Below are 24,515 nucleotides of genomic sequence, written 5' to 3'. Positions count from 1 at the left end.
TACCGATATACAGGACTTCCAACAATGCTGGTGTTGATAAGGGCTCATTATCAACACTACGCGTATCAGCAACATGGACGAAATGGCTATTAGGGGATACTATCGGAGCATGGCACGCCCCTCCCCCTCCCTGATGTCGGTCCCTTGGACCACCGAACTGGCCGGCGCTCTTGAGGCGGCCGCATCGGCAATCGCGCGCCTGGACGCCCGTGTTTCCGCCAGTTCTGTCGCCTCCGCCTGGGCGCTGCGTGCCGCCTGGACTGGATATAGCAAGGCGCTCCAGCTGCAGGGCGAGGAAATCGACGAAATCGATGTATTTTCCTGGGCAACCGGCGTGCAATTGTCCGGCCGGCCGCACCGCGAGTCGTTGCACGATCCCTTCTCCGCTTTCGTACCCTGGCAGCGATCGCTCGCCGCCACGGGGCATCACTGGCAGGAACAACTCCCCTTTACCCCCGAACTCGAAGATGGTTTTGCCGGCGCCCCTGCCCTGCTCCGCGCCTTCGAAGTTACACGCCAGTTCGCCCTCGCCGATCGCTCCATCCTCCCCTGGTTATGGCTACCCGTCCTTCTCCACCGGATGGGCGTCACCCGGTCCGCCCTCCCCTCTGTGGCCTGCGGTGACAAAGCCTTGCGGTTTGGGACGGTCCAGCAGGGGCCTCTGGCCCTGCGCCTGCTCCGCCATCTTGCCAAAACCGCGGACCGCTCGCTGAAAGCCCTTGAGGCGATCGAGGCCGATCGACGGAAAGCCATTTCCGCCATTTCCGGCGTGCACCGACCTGGCGAACTTACCTCGCTCGCCGCCGGCCTCCTTCACCACCCTGTCACAAGCCCCGAACGAACTGCCGCAGGGCTAAGGTTAACTCTGTCCGGAGCCGGCAAACTGCTCGATCGCGCCGCACAACTCGGACTCGTCCAGGAGGTCAGCGGACGCCGCTCCTGGAGGGTATACGTTGTACCTGATGTCGCCGTCGCGCTTGGCTTGGTTGCGGCTCCACGTGGCCGCCCCAGAAAAGCTCTCGAACCGCAAGGCTCATCCAAGGACTTAAACGACATCGTCTCCTCTTTCGACCGCGACATGGCGGAGTTCGACGCGCGCTACAGCTTTTCTTCCAGCGTGGAGTAAGCCATCGTGGAACCTGATCCCCTGGCGGCGCACGGCCTGGACAGGTCGCGGTCAGGGGCTTCCGAAAAAATTGACCGTCGAAACCGCTGTTTCTTTTGTAGCCCGAATGCAGCGAATATCGGTTCGTTCACAATAACTTAGTTTGCCTTTTCGCAAGATTGTGGCGCGCTGTGGCGCAGCTGATGAATGCTGTTGGGCTATCCTACTCCCCAGCGTGGCCAAATGAGCGTCACGGATTGTCTCGAGATGAAGGCATGCCACGTACAGCGCGGCCATCATGATCACTTAAGCGTCTCTGATTGACCATTGAACGCAAATGGGCCTATGTGAGCGTAAATATCTTCAGGGTGGAAGACAATGGCTGAAATGACTTCAGATGCGTCCCGGATCGCCGAACTTGCAGATTCCGGTGTCCGCATGATCGAACGCCTCCGCCGGAAGGCTTTTCTTCCCGACACGCGTAAGGGTCTGGATGTCCGATACGGCATCGCTGAGGCAGCCGCCCTACTTGGCTGCTCGACCAACCGCATACGGATGGCCGAAGACGCTGGTCGCCTACCTCAACCACCGGCAACGGATTCTGGTCGCCGAGCTGGCTACACGATCGAAGAGCTACTGCATATGCGCGAGGTGCTTGGCGCCTCGCCTGCCCGCGCGCCTATGGATCAGCCGCCCATTATCGCCGTCCAGAACTTCAAAGGCGGAGTTGGTAAGTCAACCGTCACGACCCACCTTGCTCATTATCTGGCGGTTCAAGGGTACCGCGTCCTCGTAGTGGATTGTGACAGCCAAGCGACAACGACCACGCTTTTTGGGCTCAATCCGCATTTCAATGTGACTCGTGAAGAGACCCTCTATCCCTATCTCTCGATCGATCCGACCCAGGCTGACCTACTCTATGCCGTAAAGAAAACGCCCTGGCCCAATGTTGATCTCATTCCCTCCAACCTCGAATTGTTCGATGTAGAATATGAGATGGCAGCAGCCGGCGCCGATGGCGGGAGCATCCTCGCAACGCGTTTCCGAAAACTAAAAGCGGGTCTGATGGATCTCGCGCGATCCTACGACGTCGTGCTTCTAGATCCACCTCCCGCACTCGGAACCATCAGCCTCGCCGTAATGCAGGCCGCAAATGCACTGATCGTGCCGCTTGCGGCAACAACGCCCGATTTCTGCTCCACGGTACAGTTTCTATCGATGATGGAGCAGGTCATTGGTCAACTCGGGCAAGCCGGGATAGATGTCGACTATTCGTTCGTCCGCCTGATCTGCTCAAAGTTTAACGGAAATGACCCGGCGCACGCTATGGTCCAGCAGATCATGGAACAAACTTTCGGACCTGCACTCTTGCCAGTGGCCATCCTAGAATCTGCGGAAATCAGCCACGCTGCGATGCGTATGATGACCGTTTATGAACTCGATAAGCCGATCGGAACAGCACGGACACACAAGCGGTGTCGCACCAATCTTGACGAGGCTCTTGGCCAGGTTGAGCAGCTTGTCCGTCGAGGTTGGGGCCGTGTGTCGCCAGTCAGCGAGGAGGCCCTTGTTAATGAAGCCGCTTAGCCCCCGCGCCCTCGCCGCGGACCTCGTTACAATGTCACCTGCCGATTGGGACCGATCCGATGGCGCGTAATCAAAAAGACTATCTTGCAGATCTTCTTGCGGACGAGGAGGTGCCTGCGGTCGCACCCTCGAACGATGAGACCAGCGCACCAGCGAGCCCTCCGGCAAGGCCGGATCGCATGCGCGGCGGTACTCTGCTCAGCCGCGAGTCTGCGCTCGCGCGCGTTGCCACAGGCGAAGTCCGCCAAGTTACCCAAATGCTGCTCGATCCCGCGCGTGTCCGCGTTTGGAGCGGCAACGCCCGTCTCTATGGGCATCTAACCGAGGATAACTGCCGCGAACTGATAGACTCGATCCTCGCAGAAGGCGGACAAAAGGTGCCTGCCGTCGTGCGGCGAGTTGACGACGATCCAGCGCACGATTTCGAGGTGATCGCCGGCACCCGCCGCCATTGGTCGATCTCCTGGCTTAGACGAAACTCCTATCCGGAGATGCAGTTTGTAGCCCAGGTGGTGGCTCTGGATGACGAAGCAGCTTTCCGGCTTGCGGATCTTGAAAACCGAGCCCGTACGGATGTCTCCGATCTCGAACGCGCCCGCAATTACGCTGCCGCCCTGCGTCAGCATTACGGCAACCATATGAGCCGCATGGCGGAGCGCCTTAAGGTGTCGAAAGGCTGGCTCTCCAAAATGCTGAAGGTTGCAGCGCTGCCCGATATAGTCGTCTCGGCCTTTGCCTCGCCTTCTGACATCCAGCTAAAGCCGGCTTATGCCTTGGCACAGCTTCTCGACGACAAGCCGAAGGCAGCGGTAGTCGCTGCCGCCGCTAAAGCGCTCGCAAAACAGCAGGCCGAGCGCAAGTCGAGTGGTGAGCCGACCGTTACAGCGTCCGAGGTGCTTCGGCGCCTTCACCTTGCAGCGCAGGACAAGGCGGATGCCAAAGAGCCCTTTACCTTCCAGAGCAAGCTGGGGCGCAGCGCGCTGAGCGTCGTCTCCTCCAATCGGCAAGGCGTTACGATACGGCTCCATGCCGGCTCCGGGGCCAGCGAAGAGGATCTGCTGCGAGGCCTGCGGGAAGCACTCGCGCATCTTGATGCCACAGGCCGCAATCTACTCCGCTGAGCGAATGTTTCCCCGGGGGAACCATCACGGGTGGCTTCGTCGGCGAAGGGAATCCGGGTCGCCTCTATCGATGTTTCCCCGGGGAAACATTCTGGGCCTGCAAGGTCCCGCCGCCGATGAACGACGCAGCAAATTCCCGCTCATCGTCGTTCGGGGCTCGCGCATACTCCCCTTCCCTTCTGAAATCAGAGCAACCCGCCCTCCCCGTATCGCGGTATCATCCCGTCGAGTTCTGACTAACATCTCGATACCTGGCGCATGTTTCCCCGGGGAAACATCAAACAGCTCTCGACGATGTGACGCAACGCATCGAACGACGTTCTCCACCGCGCTAACAACTCCCCCTCCAAACGCCCGGTCTGACTTTCAAAACCCTGTTGCTCGGCACCCTCCCTGTCCAGCGGTCGGAATAGCGAAGTTTCCCCGGGGAAACTCCACATATGCACACCAACACCGTGCACTCTTGGGGCATCTTAAACGCCACTTTCAGAAAGTGGCCCATTCGCCTAACCCGGGACTACGACAAACAATCACGCTCCCAAGAGCTCAATCATTAATCGCCAGGCATCACCCGTGACAAAAGCAAAACAATCCCAAATCAGCGAGCAGTTCGACCTATTCCTGCCCTACATCTCCGACCTCCCCCTGCGGGATCAACGCGAGATGATGGAACGGCCGTTCTTCAGCCTCTCAAAGTCGAAGCGAATCAAGCCGATCGACTACAATTCCCCTGACGGCAAGTTATGGGTCCATGTCTCGGCAAATCCAGATTATGGTATGGCCACCATTTGGGATGCGGACATCCTCATCTATTGCGCATCGACCCTCGCCGATATGGCTCGCCGCGGCGTGAACGACGTCCCGCGCAAACTTCATCTCATGCCGTACGATCTACTCCGTGCTATCGGCCGCCCCACGACCGGTCGCGCCTACGAACTGCTCGCCCAGTCGCTGGACCGCTTGGTCTCCACCACTGTCAAGACCAATATCCGGGCTGAAAATCGACGCGAGGCGACGTTCAGCTGGCTGGATGGCTGGACCCAGCTCGTCGATGAAAAAACGGAACGTTCACGCGGCATGACAATCGAACTGAGCAACTGGTTCCATGAAGGCGTCCTCATGCAGGGAGGCATCCTCTCGATCGATCGCGCCTATTTTGATATCAGTGGCGGCAGAGAGCGCTGGCTCTACAAGGTCGCGCGAAAGCACGCTGGCGGTGCAGGCGAGGCTGGATTTGCCATCTCGCTCCCAACCCTCTTTGAAAAATCAGGCGCCGAGGGTCAATATCGGCGCTTCAAGTTCGAAATCGCGAAGATAGCGGAACGCAATGAACTGCCGGGATATTCGGTAACGATCGAGCAAGTCCCAGGCAAACGTGAGCCAAGCCTACGCATGCGACGTCGGGCCGAGGCCGACATCGAACACTCTACCCGTCCGCAGAAAGGGCAGGGACCACGCCGATCGGAGCCTAAACCTAAAGGCGACGCCAAGACATCCGCCGAACGCCGCTCAGCCATTCCGGCGCGAGCGCAAGATAGCGGCTCGACCGGCACCTACGATGTCCGCAGCTTGGTCCGCCGAACCGTTTCAAGCCTATCTTCGAAAGCGACTGAAGGTTTCATCACCGACGCTACTTTGCAGACGTTAAGGAGTGAATGTCCCGGCTGGGATTATCAGAACCTCCATATGCTTTTCCGAGAGTGGATCGACGGCGATCCCTCGCGCACACCCGTCAACTATCAGAACGCCTTCCTCGGGTTCGTTCGAAAATATGACAAGGCGAACCGCCATACACTTCGGGGTTAAGCCGTTGCTTCACCAATCCTACGCGCGCCTACGTACGCCACCCACCATGACAGACTCATCCCGAGATTTGGGAAAGCGAACCCATCACGACGCTGAAGCCGCCGCAAGCGTTCCCGAAGTGTCGGGCATCCCGTCCCCCAAAACCGAAATCGATGGCTCTGTCCAACCTCTGCCGCGGCCAAACGCCATTCTTGAACGTCTATCTGACCAACCGCCTCGAAATTGATTCAAACGCCTTGCCTAATTCGACTGCTTTATCGATCTTTCGACACATCAGGAACGAATCACGGTACTGCGGGAACTGATGGTCGACACATCAGGAACGCGACACACGATCCTTCGGGAACGCATCCTCGACACATCAGGAACGCCCCCACGTTGATGCATCGCCCGATTCCAATGGTTTACGACGAGAATATGCCCAGCTAACTGTCTAACCCCTATAGAAACCAATCTAACCGGCCAGATTTCTCTTTTTCTTCAATAGGATAAGGGGAAGGGGGAAGCTCACCGTAAATCATTAGCGACCAACAACCCTTGGCTCCCGCACACGACCGCGACCTTACGCGACGAACCTACACCGCCAGCAGAACTGATCCCGTCTACCGATAGACCGAGCCGAGCAACGAACGACCGATGATCTCCGAGCGGTTATCGTCATAGCGGAAGCCCCAGCCTGACCATCAGCATTGCAGACGATCCCCAAGCGATCAGACATGGGACAGCGCCGAACAGCCAGACGACCGGATAGTACACTCTTGAGCGAGGGGAGGGGGGCAGAGGCTCGTGAGCAGGAGATGCTACTATGCCACTTACAGCCAAACGACCATCGCAGGAACTGGTCGACATCGTCGGTGCACTCGGGGGCACCTGGAGCGGATATATCGCAATGTGCCGGTGCCCTGCGCACGCCGACCGCGACCCGAGCCTCTCAATCCGCCAAGGAGACCGCGGGATGCTCGTCACCTGTTTTGCTGGATGCCCACCAGACGATGTTCTACGCGAACTCCGCCGCATTCGGCCTGGTCGGCATTATACTCCCCCCCATGCCGCGAGGCCGCTTGGCACCGCAAACGTGCAACGGATTTGGGACCAGGCAAGCGACGTCAGAAACACCCTCGCCGAACGCTATCTGGCCCGCCGGAACCTCCTGCCGCCTCCACCCGACATCCGCTTCCATCCCCGCTGTCCCTATCTGCCCATGCCAAAAACCGTTTTCCTGCCAGCGCTCCTCATCGCTGTCCGCGAAACGAGGACGCTGGTGGCCATCCAGCGCATCTTTCTGGACCGCGACAGCGCTGACTACACGCGCAAGGTCATGCTCGGGACACCGCTCTCAGGGGCTTGGCAGGGCAGGGGAGGGGGACCTACACTCGCGATCGCCGAAGGCTTCGAAACGGCGGAGGCCTTTTTCAGGCTCAACGACGTTCCCTGCTGGGCTTCGCTGGGAGCGCGTCGACTCGACCAGCTCGTCATCCCCGCCAGCATCACAACACTACTCATAGCCCAAGACAATGATCCGGAAGGGCGCCGGGCCGCTGAGAGGGCCGAGGACCACTACGGCCGGTTGGGTCTCGCCATCCGTCACGCGCCGCCACCGGCCAAGTTCAAGGATTGGGCCAAGGCTCTGGACGCTTACGCGCTGTCAAACCGCTTCTAGGGGCGCCGAGGCCGACAAGAGGGGAGGGGGATCGGGAATGTGATGCTGCCGAGGGTGCAGCGACACAGGAGATCCCGACATGACCGACCTCTTCGACGCCGCCGACCGCGCCGATCGTGAAGCTGCGCTCCGCTTGCTCCCGCACCTGCACGCTGAGACGCCTATCACGCGCCGAATCCTCAACGACGCGATGGTTGCGGCATTCGGCGGGAGCGATGCCGCGGGCCGCTGGACCCAGCGGCACAGCTTCGAGATCCTCGAACACGCCCTCGCACTTCATCTGCGATCGATCGCGCAAAAACCCTCGGTTCTGTCAGACATCCCGCCGGTGATAGCGCTCGCGACGCGCCTACCGACCCAGACCGTTCGCAGCGAAGAGCAGATCGAATGGCAGCAATTTTCGACGCCGGTCGATATTGCCGCCGTCGCGGTGCTGCTCGCCAATGTCGAGCCTGACGACGTGATCCTTGAACCCAGTGCCGGTAACGGCTTGCTCGTCGCCCACGTTGGTTCCCATGCCGCGCTCCACCTCAACGAGCTCGACCCCGTTCGGCGCGGCCGCCTTGCTCACGCTTTTCCCGACGCTGTGATCACCGGGCACGATGGCGCTACCATCAATTCCACCCTCGCGAGCGCCATCCGACCGACCGTCATCATCATGAACCCGCCATTCTCCCGGTCGCTCGGCCGCGGCGCGGACGACTATGCGGCGGTCCGCCACCTCCAGGCAGCGCTGCGGCGCCTTCGCCCCGGCGGACGCCTCGTCGCCATCATGCCAGATTGGTTCGGCCCAAGCGCCCGCATGCGCGACCAGTATGAGACGGTCCTGCGCGATGTCACCGTCAGGACCTCGATCCGCCTCGAGAAATGCTATCTCAAGCACGGCACATCGATCGCCGTCCGCATGTACGTCATCGACAAACTCCCAGGCCGATCGCTGCCTGCGACGATCCAGCGATCCTCGGTCGCCGAGCTGCTCGACGCCATCTCAATCCACGAACGAGCGCCGTCTCGCGCCGATGTGCCGGCTCCCAACCCGAAGCGTGTCGGCACCATCTCGATGTTCCGAGCGGTCAAAAGCAACCGGCCGGAGCCCAGGCCCTACCATGCGGCGGTTCGCAACGACGTCCTGCCCGTGGATTATGCCAGGCTCGATACACCGGCGCCGCTCCTCGAGCAGACCGGCGTCTATCTGCCCTATCGACCGAGCCGGATCGTCTTCGACAAGGCCGGCGAGCACCCGACAGCCCTGGTTGAATCGGTGGCGATGGGATCGATCCCGGCGCCGGTCCCCGGCTATCTGCCGTACTTGCCCGAGCGCACCGTCGCCGAGCGGATGCTTTCCTCCTCCCAGCTCGAAACCGTGGTCTATGCGGGGCATGCCTGGTCCCAGCTCATTCCCGGACGATTCAAGCCCAACAAGGAAGGCGTCGGTCTCTCCCTTGCCGAAGACGGCGATCACTATCGCAAGGGCTTCTTCCTGGGAGATGGTACTGGCGCCGGCAAAGGCCGCCAGATCGCCGCCTGCATCCTCGATAACTGGCTGCAGGGCCGCCGCCGCAACATCTGGGTGACCAAGAACGCGCCGCTTCTCGAAGATGCCCGGCGAGACTGGACGGCGCTCGGCGGTCTGAGCGGTGACGTCCAGCCTATTGCCAACTGGAAGATCGACGAACCGATCAAGCTTGACCAGGGTGTACTGCTGGTCACCTACCCGACGCTGCGCTCGATGCGGGGCGATCATAGCCGCCTGAAGCAAATCACCGACTGGGCAGGCTCGGATTTCGACGGCGTGATCGCGTTCGACGAAGCGCATGAGATGGGCGGCGTGGCGGGCGGGGAGGGGGCCCTTGGCGCGAAGGAAGGATCGCAGCAGGGCATCTGCGGCGTGCTGCTCCAAAACCAGCTTCCCGGCGCCAGAGTCCTGTACGCATCCGCAACCGGTGCGTCCGATGTCAACAATCTCGCTTACGCTGTGCGCCTGGGGCTCTGGGGTCCGGAAACGGCCTTCGCCGACCGCGAGCAGTTCATCAGCAGCATCCGCCAGGGCGGGATTGCTGCGATGGAGCTTGTGGCACGCGATCTCAAGGCGACCGGCCTCTACATGGCGCGCGCGCTCAGCTTCGCCGGCGTCGAATATGACGTTCTCAAGCACGAGCTGACACCCGCCCAGATAGAGATCTACGACACCTACGCCGATGCCTGGCAAATCATCCATCAGAACATGGAGAAGGCCCTCGAACTGACGGCCGTCGTCGACGGAATGGAGAACGCGACACTCAACAGCGGCGCCAAGGCTGCGGCGCGATCGCGCTTCGAATCCACCAAACAGCGCTTCTTCGGCCAGGTCCTGCTGTCCATGAAATTGCCAAGCGTGATCGCGGCGGCACAGCAGCACCTCGAGAGCGGGCAGTCGGTCGTAATGCAGCTGGTGACGACGGCCGAGTCCATCCTCGATCGCCGGCTTGGTGCGCTCAGCCCCGACGAGCGGGCCGACCTCGAGATCGACCTGTCCCCGAGAGAATATGTCATAGACTATCTGGAGCGCGCGTTCCCGACACGGCAGATGCGTGTCTATACCGACGATACCGGAACGCAGCGCTCCGCGCCTATGGAGGACGACGCCGGCAACCCGGTTCATAATCCCGAGGCAGAAGCCGCTCGCGACCAGCTCATCGAGCAGCTTTGCGCGCTGCCGCCGATCATGTCGGCGCTCGACGGCCTGCTCGAGCATTTCGGGCACGACCATGTCGCCGAGGTGACAGGGCGAACCAAGCGCCTCATCTCGACCGGCGATGGCCGGCAGAAGCTCGAGACGCGCTCGACGCGCACGAGCCAGGCCGAAGCGGCAGCCTTCATGGCAGGCCGCAAGCGCATGCTCATTTTCTCCGACGCCGGCGGGACGGGGCGATCCTACCACGCTTCCCGGGACGCCCTTAATCAGGAGCAACGCGTCCATCTGCTGCTCGAACCGGGCTGGCGCGCCGACCGGGCGATTCAGGGTCTCGGCCGTACCCATCGGACCCACCAGGCCAGCACACCTCTCTTTCGTCCTGTTACGACCGACTGCAAGGGCGAACTCCGTTTCACCAGCACGATCGCACGGCGGCTCGACAGTCTGGGCGCGCTCACGCGCGGACAGCGTCAAACCGGCGGCCAGAACCTGTTCGACCCGGCGGACAATCTGGAGAGCGAATATGCCTGCGCGGCCCTCGTTACCTGGTTTCACCTGCTTGTCGGCGGCAAGCTCACCAGTGTCTCGCACGCCGATTTCGAAAGTCGCACCGGGCTCGAACTGTGCGAGAAGGACGGGGTTATGAAGGAAGAGCTGCCGCCGATCCAGCGCTGGCTCAACCGGATACTCGCCCTTCCCATCGGGCTTCAGAACAAAATCTTCGACGAATTTCTTTCGCTGGTGGAAACCCGGGTCTCCGCGGCACGCGAAGCCGGCCGGCTGGATGTTGGCGTCGAGACGATCCTCGTCGACAAGGCCACGCTGATCGACGACACGCTGCTGCGCACGGACCCGGTCAGCGGCGCCACCTCGCACCTGCTCACGATTGAAATCGAACAGCGGCGCTTGCCCGTCTCGCTCGCGCGGATTTTGCACATCGCCGATACCGACGTGACCGCCGAATTCCTGATCAACGGCAAGTCCGGCATGGTCGCGCTTCAAACCCGCGCCCGCGCCCTCATGGAAGAGAAGGAGGGCACACCCATCCCGCGCATAGAGCTGATGCGTCCGACGCGCCGAGAATATATGCGCGAGGAGGATCTCTACGAAAGCGCCTGGACCAGCATCGACCGGGCGGCCTTTTCGGCCAAATGGGTCGACGAGGCCGACGAAGCCGCGAACAAGGTCGACACCCAGACCATCCGCCTTGCGACAGGTTTGCTACTGCCGATCTGGTCAGCGCTTCCCAGCGACCATCTCGTCGTCAATCGCATCGCCGATAAGGACGGCAACAGCTGGCTCGGCCGTCTCGTGTTCGATGAGCATATCGTCCAGCTCTTCACCAAGCTCGGGATTGATCGTGCGGAGAACCTCCCGCCTACGGACATCGTCAAGTCGGCCATGTCGGGGCGAAGCGTCGATCTCTCGCGCCCATTCCCAATGACGATCAGACGCGCCCTGGTGAATGGAAGTCCACGCATCGAACTGGTCGGCGCACCGGTCCAGCAGCTCGCGTGGCTCAAGTCGATCGGGTGCTTCACCGAGGTCATCCAGTACCGGACCCGGGTCTTTCTTCCCATGTCGACGGCTGCGGACACGCTCGACCGCATCCTGCTCGGCAGCAGCTGAACGGCCACACGCAACCCACGACCGCGCGCCGTGGGTCGCCCCGGGAAAGAGGTGAGGGGGAGCTGGGACGGTGTCCGGAATGTGCCGGATGCCAGAAGGAGTTCCCCCAGTGATCCAGACCATCAAACTCAACAAGCTGCGGCTCTCGCCGATCAACGTGCGCCGTCTCCCCGAGGAGAAGCTGCAGATTCCCCAGATGGCGGCGGACATCGAAGCGCGGGGCGTTCTGCAGAACCTGCTCGTCACCCCGGCGAAAAAGCCTCGCGGCACCTTCGAGGTTTTCGACGGCGGCCGGCGCCTGCGCGCGCTCCAGCGTCTCGCCGATGCCGGTTTCATCAAGGCCGACGACTATGATGTCCCTGTGATGGTCCTCCAGGCCGATGAAGCGACCCTATCGGAAACCTCGACGGCCACCAATTTCCAGCAGCTCAAGATGACGCCGGCCGAGGAATGTCGTGCGTTCCAGCACTTCATCGGCGCTAGCGGGGACATCGACGCGGTCGCCAAGCGGTTCGGCGTCACGCGGCGGTTCGTCGAAGGGCGCCTTCGTCTGGCATCGCTCGCAGAGCCGATCTTCGAAGCGCTGAGCGCCGGCGAAATCACGATCGATGTCGCGAAGGCCTATGCCTCGACCGAGAATCAGGAAAAGCAGCTGCTGGTCTGGAACAGCTACCAGAACAACCACGTCAACGCCGACACCATCCGCCGCGTCATCGCAAACGAGACGCTGAAGGCGAATGATCCGATCGCAATCCTGGTCGGCGAGACCCGCTACGTCGTCGCCGGCGGCAAGGTCGATGGCGACCTGTTCACCGACGGCAACGATCGCTGGGTCAATCCCGAAATCGCGCACCGTTTGGCTGGCGAGATCATGGAAGCCGAGGCCAAGCGGATCGGCGAGGAAATGGGCTTGGCGTGGATCCGCCCGATCGCCAGCAACTATGCGCATAATGCCGCGCATGGTCTCTATCGCGCTATCCTCCAGCCGCCAGCGCTGACCGAGGAGCAGGCGGCCCGCCTGCAGCAGATCGATCAGCGCCGCAGTGAGATCGAGGCCGAGATGCAGGACGAGGCGCTGTCCGAAGACGTCATCAGGCTGCTCGACCAGGAAGACGACCGGCTGCTCGCCGAAGCCGGGGACATCGAGAATCGCGCGCCTGTGTTGCCGGACGAACTGAAGCCGCATGTCGGTGCATTCCTGCTCCTGACCCCGCAGGGCGAAATGCGGCTCGACACGCAATTCTACAGCGAGCAGCAGATCCTCATCGAGGAGCCGACCGGAAGCGACCGCGAAGACCGGCCGGACGGCGAGCGCGGCGAGGGCGATGACCGCTCAACGAGCCGCTTCCGCATCGGTGACAGCGAGCCGCGCGAACCCAAGCACCGTCCGGAAGCTGTCGCGCCGGGCGGCAAACCGCTCAGCGCACGGCTCTACGACGAACTGGCGATGCAGCGTCGTGACATTCTCGCATCGTCCCTCCTGGCTCAGCCGGCGCTAGCCCTCGACTACGCGCTCTTCGTAATGATCGACTCGCGCAGTCATCCATCGAGCCCGACTAGCGACAATCCGGTCAAATATGGAACGACCCTTGGCGCCAGCAGGCCGCAGGATCCCGTGGGCGACGTGCCGGCGTCCCGGGCCCGCGACTATCTGGCCGAGGCGCACGAAGGTCTCGACGCCGCCTGGACCGAGCATGAAAGCGAAGTCGATCGGTTCGAGGCATTCCGCGCTCTGGACGACGACAGCAAGGCGAACTGGCTCGCCTACATCGTAGCGACATCGCTTCAGGCGAAGCACGGCATCAGCAACGAGCAGATCCCGTTGCAGAACCGGCTCGCGTCGATCCTCGACGTCGATGTCGCAAGCTGGTGGCGTCCAACCTCGGACAACTTCTTCGACCGGGTCAACAAAGGCAGCATCCTCAGCCTTCTGAACGACATCGGCGGAGCGCCCCTCACGTCCCGCCACGCCTCGCTCAAGAAGGCCGAGATTTCGGAAAGCTGCCAGAAACTGTTTGCCGGTGACGCCATCGTCGAGCCGGAGACCAAGGCGGCCGCCCTTGCATGGGTGCCCAACGCGATGCGTTTCTCGGACGTCCTGACCGATGACACTCTCGAAGTCTTCGAGGACGGGGACGATGCCGGAGCCGACGATGTCGATGCGGACGGTCCCGTACCGGCCGACGCCTGACCGGCAGACCCTCACCGAACAGTCCCTACTGGCAACAGACCGCCGGCACTTCCGAGTGTCGGCGGTCTGTCCCTGTCACCTTTTTCGGAGCATCTGCCATGCCCGCCAAACCGGGGTCGAGCCGCGATGTCGCGGCCGAGATCACCAATCTCATCATCCGCAAACTCGAAGAAGGCGTTCCTCCGTGGAGCCGCCCGTGGCGCTCGGAGGGGGGCGGTGGCCGACCGCTGCGCCATTGCGGTACGCCGTACACCGGCATCAACACTTTCTACCTTTGGGCGATCGCCGACGCGCAGGCTTACCGCTCGCGCTATTGGATGACATATCGCCAGGCCGAGGCACTTGGAGGCCATGTCCGCCGCGGCGAACTGGGCTCGCTGTCCGTCTATTATTCGAGCTTCAAGAAAACGGAATCGAACCCGGTCACCGGCGCTGAAAAGGAGCGGAGCATCCGCTTCCTGCGCCACTACATCGTGTTCAACGCCGACCAGGTCGATGGCCTCCCCGCGTATTATTACGGGTCGATGCAGGAGCCTGCGCCGCTCGACCCGTCGGTCCATCAGGACGCGATCGATCGCTTCTTCTCGGCCATTCCAGCAGACGTCCGCCACGGTGGTGACCGCGCCTATTTCAGCCCGACCTTCGACTATATCCAGATGCCGCATCCCCGCACGTTCCGGACCATGGACCATTACGCATCGGTCCGGGGCCATGAGAGCACGCATTGGTCAGGCAGCGCGAGTCGACTTGCCCGAACTTTCGGCAAACGGTTCGGCGACAACGCCTATAGCTTTGAAGAACTGGTCGCCGAAATCGGTAGCGGTCTCATCTGCGCGCATCTCGGCCTTCCAAATGAGCTGCACGACAGCCACGCGAGCTATGTCGGACATTGGTTGGGCATATTGAAGGGCGACAAGACAGCGATCATTCATGCCGCTGCCAAGGCCGAACAGGCCTTCAACTATCTATCGTCGTTCAGCAACGGGGATGACGCCCAGGAACCAGAAGCCGACACCGCGGCCGGTGCCGTACCCGTTGCGGAAACCGCCTGAAACTACGCGGCTCGATCAAGAACCATGCCGCCCCGCGGTCGGTAACAATCACCGTATGAAAGGAGACGTGCTATGGGCTGGCTCACAATGTCTCGGCGCTCCATGGGCGGTCATGCAACGGCCAAAGCCTATCTCGATGATCAGCTGACCTATAGCCGTCCGGTCGAGGGCGGCACCGAAGGCCTCAAGGTGCTGGCCTCCTCCTGTCCACAGAACCGCACCTATTACGCCGCCGTTCAAGTCCTGAAAAACGGTGTCGGCAGCGAGGTATTCGCCGTCGTCTGCAAAGTCCTGTGGAACCCGCGCAGCAAGAACGGCGAGCAGTTCGGTTACAAGGACATGACCGAAAATATGGGCCCCTGCGAGGATAATTGTCCTCGGGCGATTCTCGATCTCCTGACACCAACCGAACATGAGCATGCCCTGGACTGGCGCAAGCGCTGCGCGGAAAATCTCAAACGTCGCGCGCGAAAGCTCGAAAATGGCGATCGTATCAAGCTTGGTGCGGCCATCACCTTCACCGACGGCCATGTCGGCGACGAGTTCGTCGTTGAGAAGCGCGGCCGAAGACTGAGCTTTCGCGCTCCCGACGGCTATTCACGCTATCGCATCACCCGCGTCATGGACATGCCATGGGAGATCGTCCCTACGACAAAGGTCCACAAGACGATCTTTGCCTGAGCCATATTGCCGGTATCATGCACTCCTAAAGGGATTTCATCATGCTCGCCCCAATCTTTTCTCCCAAACGCCTGCTCTTGTGCAGCCGTGAAAACGCAAATCGGGTCGCGTCCCGTCTGTTCGACGTCCAGTCCGGCAGGATCAGCATCGTGCGCACCGGCAATCCGCTGCAGCCATTCCGTGTCTGCACGACTCCAGCGCTCGGCGATCATGTCGAGGTCGAGATGGTGTCCTGATGCGAGCGATCCTCATTCTGGCCATCGCTCTTGCGACGATCAGCGCATCCACAAGCTTTGCGCAGCATCCGAGAGTTGACGCGAAGGCTCGCGCCCTCGACGGCGACACACTTGCTGTCGACTTCAGACTGCTCGGTGTCGACGCGTTCGAACGCAGACAACTTTGCGAGCGCTCGAGCGGCTGCTGGGCCTGCGGAAAAGCGGCCCAGGATCTGGCGGCCAACGCCTTGCGCGCGGCAACAGCCACCATCCAGCTGATGCCGAGCAGCACCTATGGACGTCCCGTCGCCGTGGTGACGGTCGATGGTCAGGATCTTGGCGAGCGGCTGATCCGGGCTGGACTGGCGATCCCCGAGACCGGATATCTTCGCAACGATCCCGCTCGAGCGGCCCGTTACACCGCTGCGTTCGCAAAAGCGACGGCCGGAAGGGCAGGGGCCCTTGCCGGCCGCTGGATCGAACCATCGCAATGGCGACGCGGCGCGCGATTGCAATGCGAGCGCTGACGCCCGGACATCACCGGTCGAGCGTCGGATCCGCCCACCAGGATGGACCCTGCACGAAATCACTCTCGACCCGAACAAGCGGTCCGTCGGGCGCATCCGCCACATAGGGATTGGTAAGCGGCATCCGCGACCCCTTTTGCCGCATCACCTCGCCCGCGATCCGACCGCGCCGCTCCAGCAGATCCTCAAGCCACTCGAGATCATCGAGCATCGTGACCACGCCGCGCCCGGCTAGGCAAAAATAGATGCAGCGCTGAAAGTCGTCGGCGCCGTCATTGGCGAGAATTTCCGCCAGCTTGGACTTTCCAGCGGGCACGCCCTCATGGACCCAGCTCACCGCCTCACGCAGCTCGCGCACGGAATAATAGGCGTCCTCGACGTTCATTCCGATCGCCGCATTCGCGATCATCCGGCGGGTCGGCCGATTGTCGGCGTCCAACGCCGCGTCACGCAGCGTGATGTCGAGATCGAAACGAACCTGGAACGCAGCCTTCTTCATAGCAATTCTCCTGCGCTACGGAACGTACCGTGAACGTGTCCAACGGTCAAGCTGGAGAAGTGACGCTCAAGCACAGGACATGCGCGATGCCGCTCGAGACCATCATCGGTCTGCCTCATCTGAACAATGGCCCGATTCTGCAGCGCGCCCGCGCTCTTCAGCAGACCGCGCTCATCTCCGCGAACGGGCTCTCGCGCTGGTCCAGCAGCCGAGGCTGGCGGGAATGGGCGGGATGGCGCCTCAGCCAACTGTCGAACGCGCACGGGCTAGCCGGGCTATGCCTCGACTCTGCCGGTTTCGTCGCAGCATCCCGTTATGGCGGCTTTCCCTGGACGATCGCCGATTATGTCGCGCTGGCTGCGGCCTATCCCTTCCGCTGGTGGGCCAGTGCCGACTATTGTGTCGAGCCCGAAATCGCCCGCCACCGGGATGAAGTCATCGACCGTCTTTCACGGACGATCCGTGCCAACCGCGACTGCCGAATGTTCGCCGACGATTACGGCATCGCCGACACGTTGATGCCGGTGATCCAGGGCCGCCGCCCGGACGATTATGAGCGCTGCGTCGAAGCCTTGTGGCACTCTATCCGTCCCGGTTCGCCGATCGGCGTCGGCAGCATGTGTCGACGGGAGATTCATGGTCCTGAAGGTTTGATTGCCGTGATCGACCATCTCGATCAGATCTTGCCCTCGGGCATTCGCCTGCACGCATTATGTATCGTTGCAAGTGTCCTGCGATATTTTTCAACCCATTGGGCGTGTGGTGCAGTTCGAAACTTGTTTTCGAACTGCACCACACGCAACCGCCGAAGGCGGAATTATTGCCGCCGAGATGATCGTTCAGCCGCAAGTTTTTCTTCAGCGATTTGGGCACGATGGAGCAGCCTCAAATTTTCAGTGGCAAGTCGCCGCTTGTCTTCCTGCTGCTGCCTGACCGTGGATCTCAGCTCCTTGATCTCCTTGCGTAGGTCCGAAATCGTATCGGCGAGGTCTGCCGGCACGCCGGAATTTGCCGCCACCGCAATCTCATCCAGAATGTCGCGGTGCGTCGTATAAAGGGGATTACGGCTGCGCCGCGCCTCTCGTGCAACCGCTGCAGGCGTAATGCGAACCGGGCGACCGGCGTGGCTCGGGTGGCTGGCCCTTCCTTGCACCAGCCTTTCGAGCGCGGCACGATAGGCTCTCGCTGAGTTTGCCGCCGGCGCGATCCGGCGTCCAGGCGCGGGCGGGATCTCAGACACCTTCAACCTCCTGTATGCGTCGTAACATGCGATCACACTCGCCGATCGTCTCCGCCAGCGATGCCCTCGCGAGCGGGCTTGCTCGTTCCCACAGGGCCTGGTTCCTTGTTCGTCGTTCCTGCCAGTATCCAGCGTGCCGAGGCTCAACGACGAGGTTGGGACAACTCGAGCACGCAGAAGGGCTGCGGAGAGCTTCATTGGGGGCGATCTCGCCGCCGCAGACAGCGACTTCCGGTTGGAACACGCACCAGCCATAGTCGCACCCACGAATATGCAAGTCGGTCTCGGCAAGCACGAAATCGACATAGTCGCGGCGCACCTCCTCGCCGGCTCGCCCACGGAAGCCGTGATTGCCAGCGGCGATCCGTTCTCCCATACGACCGCCGAGGCTCTCGCTGGCGAGAATGCGATCGAGCGCCCATGCAGTCTCGTTGCGGCTCTCCTCATTGATGAGCTGATGCAACTCGAAGTCGGTACCGACATAGCCGCGCGAGGTCATCGCCACGGAAGCATGCTTGAAGTGGTCGGCCAGGGCGAGCAGCTGCGTTCGATCGCCTCGCGCGATGAACCGTGCAAACGTCTTGCGAAATTGATGAGAACTGAACTCCCACGTCCGACCTTCGTGCGGCACCGTATCGACGGCCTCGGCGAACTGTTGAAGTCGCCATGTGATCAGGTGGTTGGTCATCACCTCAATCGGCGCTCCGAACCCGTCCTTAACAATGAACAAGTCCACGCCTTTAGTATCTGCGCGAAGAACGGCAGCAAGCCGGGCAAGGCAATCGATCGCGCTGACAACCGGTTGCGGGGCTATCCAACGCTCAAGACTCCCGCGAGGATCTTGGCTGGTCTTGAACAATCGCGCGACGACATAGGCCTGGCTGAGCCCCGTCTCCCCAATCGGCATGAGCTCGACCGCATCTACCTGCATTGAAAGGATCTCGCTTGCCCGCATGCCCACCAAACCAGCGATCAGTGCGAAGCATGCCGCAGTAAGGTGGTTCCCCGCACGGCGAACTGTCACAGTTTGAGTCAGGGGAACGCCGTCAGCGCCGGGAATATCGGCAGCTGCAAGAGCGCGGTTGACGATCGTCCTGGTCCAACTCTCTTTCCAGCCTTCGGCCGCGGCAGTTCGATAAGTCCGCTCGGCCAAATCGATCGCTGCAATGATGGTGGCTGAATGATTCTCGACCCAATCCAGCGCCTTTGAAAGAAGGTCGACAGCAACCGGATCGGGAATGAAGGGGATGCGCGCCGCTGTTCGCTTACAGACGCCGGCGAGGCCGGAAGTGCTGCTACCCGGGACCGGGTTCACCATCGGGCTGTCTTCCAGCTTCGCCCTCTGGAGATACATGGTGTTGATCACGTTGAGATAGAAGCCGACTGTGGTCGGCTTCAGCGTTCCACGCGTGCCGGCGCCAGGACGCGCTCTGAGCCATGCTACCAACTGTCCAACAACCGATGGCGTCAGCAATCGGAAGGCTGACAGTCCTTCGGTCGCCATCCAGGCGATGATGGTCTGCACCAGCTGACCATGCGCTTGGAGCGTCGGCGCTGAAGGCCGTCGGCGCCCTGGTGGTGGATCGGTCGACAGGGACCAAAGATATTGCTTGGCGGCTCGGATCAGCTGCTGATGCTGCTCCTTCGATATCTGTGAATCAGTGGGCAATGCCGAGGGCCACCGGAGAATTTTGTGGAACGCGCGGCGCCCAGCGGTGTGGATATCGAGCTCCCAGACGTCATCGCGAAAGCGGCTACCGGATGAAACATAGGCATCGAGCCAATCGTCGCTGACCGGCGCCGATGGACCGCGGATGCGTGTTGCGCGCCCGATCACTCGATCGGCGGGAGCATTGGCGCCCCCTCCATCGCCGCCTCCCCCTCAGGACGCATTGCGGCGGGGAACCGGGGGAGAATATCGCGTTCGAGTATCTCGAGCTTGGGAGCGTAGACGAGCCGCCACCGATCAGGAGCCATGCTCATTCGTGCAGCGGCGAGGGCGTCCCGGGTCTTTAGCAGCCTCGCTAACGTCTCGACACCGAGCGGTATAACGGCGTTGGGGCATGTGAAACACCCGAGCCAAGCCGTGCACAACCGACCTTCCCGCTGGCCGGGCGCGACCCCGGAAAGCGGGTCCGCGCAGATGAACCCAGCTGCGGTAGCGTTGCGTCCGTCGATATGGCCGGTATCATCCGACTGAGTATCCACTCGGTCGAGAGTGCCGATGCGAATGGCGCTCACAAAGCGCCCCTGGAGCCCAGCCAGCATCGCTTCCCTCGCGGCGCGAAGAGCCGGGCGATCCACATAGTGTTTTGTCGTTGCGGGATCGGCATGATTAGCGACAATCTGCGTCTTCAGCACATCGAAACCGACCTTGTGATGGGCAAGGCTCAGCCCGGTTGGACGAAGCATCGCGATCGTGAGTTGCGACGGCCGCCCCGAGCTATCCCGGATGTCGTGCCGTTCGACAAACTGCTTGACGAGGCGCGACGGCAACCATGGCGCGATGAGTCCAACGCTGCGCGGACTGGCAATCGCGCACAGGAACAACCTGTCGCGCTGTTCGACCGGCGACAGGGGAATGAGTGGCGCGGTCATCTCAAGGACACGATCTATCAGCTTCGGAACCGACATTCCGCGATCTCGAAGAAAGCTCCGACGCTGTGACCGACCCGCCCGGCCTTTCTCCCACGTTACCAGTACCCGGCCGTTCAGGAATAAGTGTTCGGTCATGCAATCGCGGCGGAAGTTGCGTAGCGCTTCGGGATTGGCAAAGGTCTGGAGACCGATCGCAATCATATAGGGAGCGAGCACCTCGGGTGTGGCGTGCAGATAACCGGCGATCTCCCGCCACCCCGGATGGTGTTGTTTAATCTCGTCCCAGATCCGCGAGAGAACAACATCGTGCGGAGCTGACCGACGGTCGGGCAAGACTCCTTCATAGCGTGTCGAAATGAGGCGAAGCAGCACGCCAAGATCTTTGAGGTCGAGCTTGCCCGCGGATGTCAGTGGCACGTCGATCGGCGAATTGGCGATCAGTTCACGGCCCGTCTGGAACCGATTCCAGCTGGCTTCGATAGCACACCGACACGCAGTCAGTGTCGCGTCCACCTCAAAGCCTGACAGAATCGAACGTCCTGGTGTGTCGCGGTTCCGATACGGGAAAGGGTTGTGCGGCAAGTCCAGCCCTGGCGCCGCGAGGTCGGGACGGTGCTTGATGAGCCAAGCAAATGGGACCTTGACCGTCGACCAGGATGCCGCTTTGGAACCCTTCGCCCACGGCTCGCGATCGAGTGACGCGATATAGGCTCGCAGGACGGCTTCATCGACGTGCCGAGCCGCGGTAATCATGCTCCGACTTGGGTCTCGTATATCGAGGAACTCAAACCATCGGGGCAGGGACCTGGCAATGCCCTCTCGATAGATACAGCTCTTATCCGCCAAATGATGACGGAGCGCGAAGGCGATATCCGCGCGAAGCTGACCCCGTCCGCCATCTCCTGTGAGGTCGATCTCCTGCTCGAGTTCGCCGACCGGCGTTAGAAAACGCAGGACGCAGCCACCGGGGCTATCGACGTCCACCATATGCGCTGGCAGGGCGGGCAGCTTGTAGGTCTTCCGTCGGCGCGTCATTACACGGGCTGAGTGAGATCAAACAGGTCGTCTAAGGCGAGTTCAACGGCCTCAAGGTCGATTGCTACCATCCGCAAATATATCGCTGTCGTCGCTAAATCGGCGTGCCCGAGAATCGTCTGCAATGCCAACAGCGGGTTCATCTCCGGATGGTCGATGGCTTGCCGCTGGAGCGTGCGGAGCATGACACCGGCAAAGGTATGGCGAAGTGAATGGAAGGTCGCGTCGACCTCGGCTTTGTGCGCCGCATCGGAGAACATTGCGCCAATCCTGCGCGGCGACATCTTTGTGCCCCGCAGAGTTATGAATACCTGCTCGGGTTCTTGATAATCCGGATCGCGCTCGCGGGCGCGGCGGACGATCACGGCGCGCTCTTCCCGAACATAGGCAAGCGTACGATCGACCAGGCGCAATGGTGGATATACGAGGCGACTTCGGTCGCCCTTCGTGGTGGTGAGACGTACCGGGACAATCTGCGAGCCGCCTGCGTCCCTAGTCTGCGATCCAGAAATGGACGAACGCTCGAGGCCTGCTATCTCCATGCGCCGCATGCCAGTGAGCGCCGCCCACTCGATGATCAGTCGGTCGCGCGCTGTTCTGCCCTGAAGGATACGCCGTATATCAGCGGGGGGCATAGGCTTCGGTAGTGTCGAGTGCTCGCGCAGGAGCAGAGCGTTGGCCGACTGAATCCCGCCGCGCGCGTCGATATGTACCAAGGCAGGCGCAGGTCGCCATCTCGCGACAGAAACATCTTCCGAACTAAATGGAGCGGAATCAATCAGTCCGTGGTCGACGGACCACCGGTAGAACTGTGCAATAGTCCTCAATCGCCCGTTGATCGTGGCACGCGCAAAAGGACGGCCGGTGTGCTCGCTGCGCGACGTTAGCATCCGATCGCGATATGCGGCGACCTCGTGGAACCGGACTGAATCCCACGACCATCCATTGGCCTCCAATGTCTGCCACCAATCATAGAGAGCTTCGCCATAGGTCCGCCAAGTCTGCCGGCTGCGCGTCCGACCTCGGATAAGCGAAATATGCAGAAGCCAGGAGCAAGCTGGCTCGATCAGCCGCATCTCGTGATCCAGCAACATGGGAATGCCCGGCACTTGCCGACCTTGGGCCTCGAAGGCATCTGTGGTGAACAACAGGTCGGCCACGGTCTTCCCAACAGCGTGATGGAGATCCAACCTGTCCTGATCGGCGCAAATTAGATTACACTAAGGACGCTCTAGGCACAAAACCTATCATCTCTTCGGCGTCAAAGGCACGGCTCTGCCCTTCCTCCTCCCATACGGTCGCCGCATCGCGTCGATCGACAGCCAGGCTTACGGCATCAGTGCGCGCCGGACCGCGCTCCGCCGCGGCGTGGCCAAGACCGACAGGCTCGTCGCGGATCACATGGAGGCCTGGATCGCCGCACAGCATGACCGGCTCGCCGGACCGCCGCAGCGGCTTCCCCAGGGCCTGTCTCCACCCGGCGATTGCCCGCCGTTGGACCCCTGGGAACAGGCGATCGCCCAGGCACGGGCAGAAATACGCGACCTCATCGAGAGCGGAGATCTCGACCACGACCAGCTGACCGCACCGTGGATCGAGCAATGGGCGGCTGACATCTACCGGGACGGACCGACGATGGAAGCCGTCCCATGATCGACCTACTCCAAGGGCCCAACACTACGACCGAAATCACGAACCGGGCGAGCCTGCCGAGCCGGGGGAAGACAGAACGCCGATCCGAGGAGAATAGCATGTGGATCAACTTAGATGTTCCACAACTCGAGGCGCTCAAGCGCATTCTGGCCCATGCCGAAATTGGCTCTGCCGAACGTCGTGCGGACACGGGCCTTATCCGACAACGCATCGCGCACTACGAAGGCGGAGCACAGCGCGAGCTAACCTACATTGCTGCGGCCCGCGACCTTCCGTTTGCGCGCGCCGGCGAGTGCGAGATCGATGACGACGCCGTCGTTTCGGCCAGCGATGACGGCGCCTACGTCATGGCATGGGTATGGGTGACGCGCGAGGAGCCCGCGATCACGGGCGACGACCAGGGCGACGACGGCCCGTTCGTTGCGCGGATCATCTGATGCCGCGCCTATTCAGCCAAGACACCATGGCCTGTTCTTATTGCCAACGTGGCGAGATCACGCCGGCCCGAGGGCTCATGCGCCTTTCAACGTCGCTTATTGTCATCATTTCTGTGGCTCGCCGTGGCGCTGAAGGTGATTCCCAGATAACCTGCAACCGATCCGCGTGAGTGAAAGCACCATGGCCGACGACGAAAAGACCCTGACCCTCGTACCGGGAACCGAGCACCTGTTACGCAAGTGCGTCGATATTCTCGCGCAAGCACAGCAGTCGGGCCTTCCCGCTTCTATCAAGATCGCTGCACTGGACGGCAAACCAATCGCGCAGAACACGCCGGTCATTGATGTTCGCTGTTACGAACTCGAAGAAGCCGCAACACTGATGCCCCCCGAGCGCCCCGCCCGCAAATCGCTCGAAATTCATATCGTCGGTCAGGACCAGTCGACCGACCCAGCACTCGTCGAGACCGTCATACGGATTGCGCAGACCATGGCATCCAACGAAGGCGACGGCCCTTTCAGCACCGGAGAATTTATCGCCGGCGCGCTCCTCAATGGCCGCATGGATTGGCTTCCGGAGAGTTATCGCCACCCGCTCGACGCCATCGACAGGCTCGGCCCGACGTGGCTTCAGGCCGTCGAACAGGCTCATCGGCTCGGCCGGGACGCACGCCCTGAATAGGCGCCAGCTCGAGGGCTGAAGCTCTCGACGCAGCGGTACCGACACTCGCGCGGCCGCGCCGCGCCGCGTGACTTCCTCCTCTTCACTCCAGCGCTTCACCCACAACGTCGCGCCCGCGGATCC

At 61.6% G+C, this 24,515-nt stretch carries 19 protein-coding genes; 15 read left to right on the top strand and 4 right to left on the bottom strand.

What is annotated here, in order from left to right; genetic code table 11:
• The first annotated feature begins 109 nt into the window (after positions 1 to 109).
• The 11 genes from J0A91_RS23955 (at position 110) to J0A91_RS23905 (ending at position 16,248) form a co-directional block, all read left to right on the top strand.
• On the top strand, positions 110 to 1,126 hold the full coding sequence (locus J0A91_RS23955) for a hypothetical protein (protein WP_240502343.1): 1,017 nt from the start codon (positions 110 to 112) through the stop codon (positions 1,124 to 1,126).
• A gap of 366 nt (positions 1,127 to 1,492) precedes the next feature.
• Positions 1,493 to 2,692, top strand: coding sequence for an AAA family ATPase (locus J0A91_RS23950; protein ID WP_069207868.1), 1,200 nt, complete (start codon positions 1,493 to 1,495; stop codon positions 2,690 to 2,692).
• Between the two features lie 59 nt (positions 2,693 to 2,751).
• Positions 2,752 to 3,813: a ParB/RepB/Spo0J family partition protein gene (locus tag J0A91_RS23945; protein WP_069207723.1), complete on the top strand. Its 1,062-nt coding sequence runs from the start codon at positions 2,752 to 2,754 to the stop codon at positions 3,811 to 3,813.
• A gap of 573 nt (positions 3,814 to 4,386) precedes the next feature.
• The gene (locus J0A91_RS23940; RefSeq protein ID WP_069207722.1) at positions 4,387 to 5,619 is read left to right on the top strand and encodes a replication initiator protein A; all 1,233 of its coding nucleotides are present in this window, start codon (positions 4,387 to 4,389) and stop codon (positions 5,617 to 5,619) included.
• A gap of 805 nt (positions 5,620 to 6,424) precedes the next feature.
• Positions 6,425 to 7,279: a DUF7146 domain-containing protein gene (locus J0A91_RS23935; RefSeq protein ID WP_069207721.1), complete on the top strand. Its 855-nt coding sequence runs from the start codon at positions 6,425 to 6,427 to the stop codon at positions 7,277 to 7,279.
• Between the two features lie 79 nt (positions 7,280 to 7,358).
• Entirely contained in the window at positions 7,359 to 11,582 is a 4,224-nt protein-coding gene (locus J0A91_RS23930; protein WP_069207720.1) for a strawberry notch-like NTP hydrolase domain-containing protein, read from the top strand.
• 109 nt (positions 11,583 to 11,691) lie between these two features.
• Positions 11,692 to 13,773, top strand: coding sequence for a ParB/RepB/Spo0J family partition protein (locus tag J0A91_RS23925; protein WP_069207719.1), 2,082 nt, complete (start codon positions 11,692 to 11,694; stop codon positions 13,771 to 13,773).
• A 98-nt stretch (positions 13,774 to 13,871) separates the two neighbouring features.
• Positions 13,872 to 14,825, top strand: coding sequence for an ArdC family protein (locus J0A91_RS23920; RefSeq protein ID WP_069207718.1), 954 nt, complete (start codon positions 13,872 to 13,874; stop codon positions 14,823 to 14,825).
• 72 nt (positions 14,826 to 14,897) lie between these two features.
• On the top strand, positions 14,898 to 15,506 hold the full coding sequence (locus J0A91_RS23915) for a DUF6927 domain-containing protein (RefSeq protein ID WP_069207717.1): 609 nt from the start codon (positions 14,898 to 14,900) through the stop codon (positions 15,504 to 15,506).
• A 41-nt stretch (positions 15,507 to 15,547) separates the two neighbouring features.
• Positions 15,548 to 15,742 carry a hypothetical protein gene (locus J0A91_RS23910; protein ID WP_069207716.1) on the top strand — a complete coding sequence of 65 codons (195 nt, stop codon included), beginning with the start codon at positions 15,548 to 15,550 and terminating at the stop codon, positions 15,740 to 15,742.
• Positions 15,742 to 16,248, top strand: coding sequence for a thermonuclease family protein (locus J0A91_RS23905; protein WP_069207715.1), 507 nt, complete (start codon positions 15,742 to 15,744; stop codon positions 16,246 to 16,248). Before J0A91_RS23910 ends, J0A91_RS23905 begins: the two co-directional genes overlap by 1 nt.
• 10 nt (positions 16,249 to 16,258) lie before the next feature.
• On the opposite strand, the gene J0A91_RS23900 is transcribed toward J0A91_RS23905, so the two are convergent.
• Complete coding sequence (locus J0A91_RS23900; RefSeq protein WP_069207714.1) at positions 16,259 to 16,747, bottom strand: hypothetical protein; 489 nt, start codon at positions 16,745 to 16,747, stop codon at positions 16,259 to 16,261.
• Positions 16,748 to 16,833: 86 nt separating this feature from the next.
• On the opposite strand from J0A91_RS23900, the gene J0A91_RS23895 reads away from it, so the two are divergent.
• On the top strand, positions 16,834 to 17,802 hold the full coding sequence (locus tag J0A91_RS23895) for a deazapurine DNA modification protein DpdA family protein (protein WP_206365078.1): 969 nt from the start codon (positions 16,834 to 16,836) through the stop codon (positions 17,800 to 17,802).
• A 177-nt stretch (positions 17,803 to 17,979) separates the two neighbouring features.
• Here the strand turns inward: J0A91_RS23895 and J0A91_RS24995 are convergent, their stop codons facing one another.
• The 3 genes from J0A91_RS24995 to J0A91_RS23880 form a co-directional block, all read right to left on the bottom strand.
• Positions 17,980 to 19,512, bottom strand: a complete 1,533-nt coding sequence (locus J0A91_RS24995) for a site-specific integrase (protein ID WP_240502342.1) — start codon at positions 19,510 to 19,512, stop codon at positions 17,980 to 17,982.
• A 308-nt stretch (positions 19,513 to 19,820) separates the two neighbouring features.
• Entirely contained in the window at positions 19,821 to 21,620 is a 1,800-nt protein-coding gene (locus tag J0A91_RS23885; RefSeq protein WP_069207712.1) for a hypothetical protein, read from the bottom strand.
• Positions 21,620 to 22,780 carry a tyrosine-type recombinase/integrase gene (locus J0A91_RS23880; protein ID WP_069207866.1) on the bottom strand — a complete coding sequence of 387 codons (1,161 nt, stop codon included), beginning with the start codon at positions 22,778 to 22,780 and terminating at the stop codon, positions 21,620 to 21,622. Before J0A91_RS23880 ends, J0A91_RS23885 begins: the two co-directional genes overlap by 1 nt.
• A 208-nt stretch (positions 22,781 to 22,988) precedes the next feature.
• On the opposite strand from J0A91_RS23880, the gene J0A91_RS23875 reads away from it, so the two are divergent.
• The 3 genes from J0A91_RS23875 (at position 22,989) to J0A91_RS23865 (ending at position 24,392) form a co-directional block, all read left to right on the top strand.
• Complete coding sequence (locus J0A91_RS23875; protein WP_206365077.1) at positions 22,989 to 23,273, top strand: hypothetical protein; 285 nt, start codon at positions 22,989 to 22,991, stop codon at positions 23,271 to 23,273.
• Positions 23,274 to 23,371: 98 nt separating this feature from the next.
• A complete protein-coding gene (locus J0A91_RS23870; RefSeq protein ID WP_169833234.1) occupies positions 23,372 to 23,710 on the top strand; it encodes a hypothetical protein in 339 nt (112 codons plus the stop codon).
• 181 nt (positions 23,711 to 23,891) lie between these two features.
• Positions 23,892 to 24,392, top strand: a complete 501-nt coding sequence (locus tag J0A91_RS23865) for a hypothetical protein (RefSeq protein ID WP_069207710.1) — start codon at positions 23,892 to 23,894, stop codon at positions 24,390 to 24,392.
• The last annotated feature ends 123 nt before the right edge of the window (positions 24,393 to 24,515 follow it).

This window comes from Sphingomonas panacis (genome assembly GCF_001717955.1).
In the GTDB taxonomy this organism is placed as follows: Bacteria; Pseudomonadota; Alphaproteobacteria; order Sphingomonadales; family Sphingomonadaceae; genus Sphingomonas; species Sphingomonas panacis.
This window is presented reverse-complemented; position numbering and strand designations above follow the sequence as displayed.

Excerpts from the sequence above, each read along its gene's own strand:
- J0A91_RS23955 (WP_240502343.1), top strand. The coding sequence starts at position 110 with ATGGCACGCCCCTCCCCCTCCCTGATGTCGGTCCCTTGGACCACCGAA.
- J0A91_RS23950 (WP_069207868.1), top strand. The coding sequence starts at position 1,493 with ATGACTTCAGATGCGTCCCGGATCGCCGAACTTGCAGATTCCGGTGTC.
- J0A91_RS23945 (WP_069207723.1), top strand. The coding sequence starts at position 2,752 with ATGGCGCGTAATCAAAAAGACTATCTTGCAGATCTTCTTGCGGACGAG.
- J0A91_RS23935 (WP_069207721.1), top strand. The coding sequence starts at position 6,425 with ATGCCACTTACAGCCAAACGACCATCGCAGGAACTGGTCGACATCGTC.
- J0A91_RS23930 (WP_069207720.1), top strand. The coding sequence starts at position 7,359 with ATGACCGACCTCTTCGACGCCGCCGACCGCGCCGATCGTGAAGCTGCG.
- J0A91_RS23920 (WP_069207718.1), top strand. The coding sequence starts at position 13,872 with ATGCCCGCCAAACCGGGGTCGAGCCGCGATGTCGCGGCCGAGATCACC.
- J0A91_RS23915 (WP_069207717.1), top strand. The coding sequence starts at position 14,898 with ATGGGCTGGCTCACAATGTCTCGGCGCTCCATGGGCGGTCATGCAACG.
- J0A91_RS23910 (WP_069207716.1), top strand. The coding sequence starts at position 15,548 with ATGCTCGCCCCAATCTTTTCTCCCAAACGCCTGCTCTTGTGCAGCCGT.
- J0A91_RS23905 (WP_069207715.1), top strand. The coding sequence starts at position 15,742 with ATGCGAGCGATCCTCATTCTGGCCATCGCTCTTGCGACGATCAGCGCA.
- J0A91_RS23900 (WP_069207714.1), bottom strand. The coding sequence starts at position 16,747 with ATGAAGAAGGCTGCGTTCCAGGTTCGTTTCGATCTCGACATCACGCTG.
- J0A91_RS23895 (WP_206365078.1), top strand. The coding sequence starts at position 16,834 with ATGCCGCTCGAGACCATCATCGGTCTGCCTCATCTGAACAATGGCCCG.
- J0A91_RS23885 (WP_069207712.1), bottom strand. The coding sequence starts at position 21,620 with ATGACGCGCCGACGGAAGACCTACAAGCTGCCCGCCCTGCCAGCGCAT.
- J0A91_RS23870 (WP_169833234.1), top strand. The coding sequence starts at position 23,372 with ATGTGGATCAACTTAGATGTTCCACAACTCGAGGCGCTCAAGCGCATT.
- J0A91_RS23865 (WP_069207710.1), top strand. The coding sequence starts at position 23,892 with ATGGCCGACGACGAAAAGACCCTGACCCTCGTACCGGGAACCGAGCAC.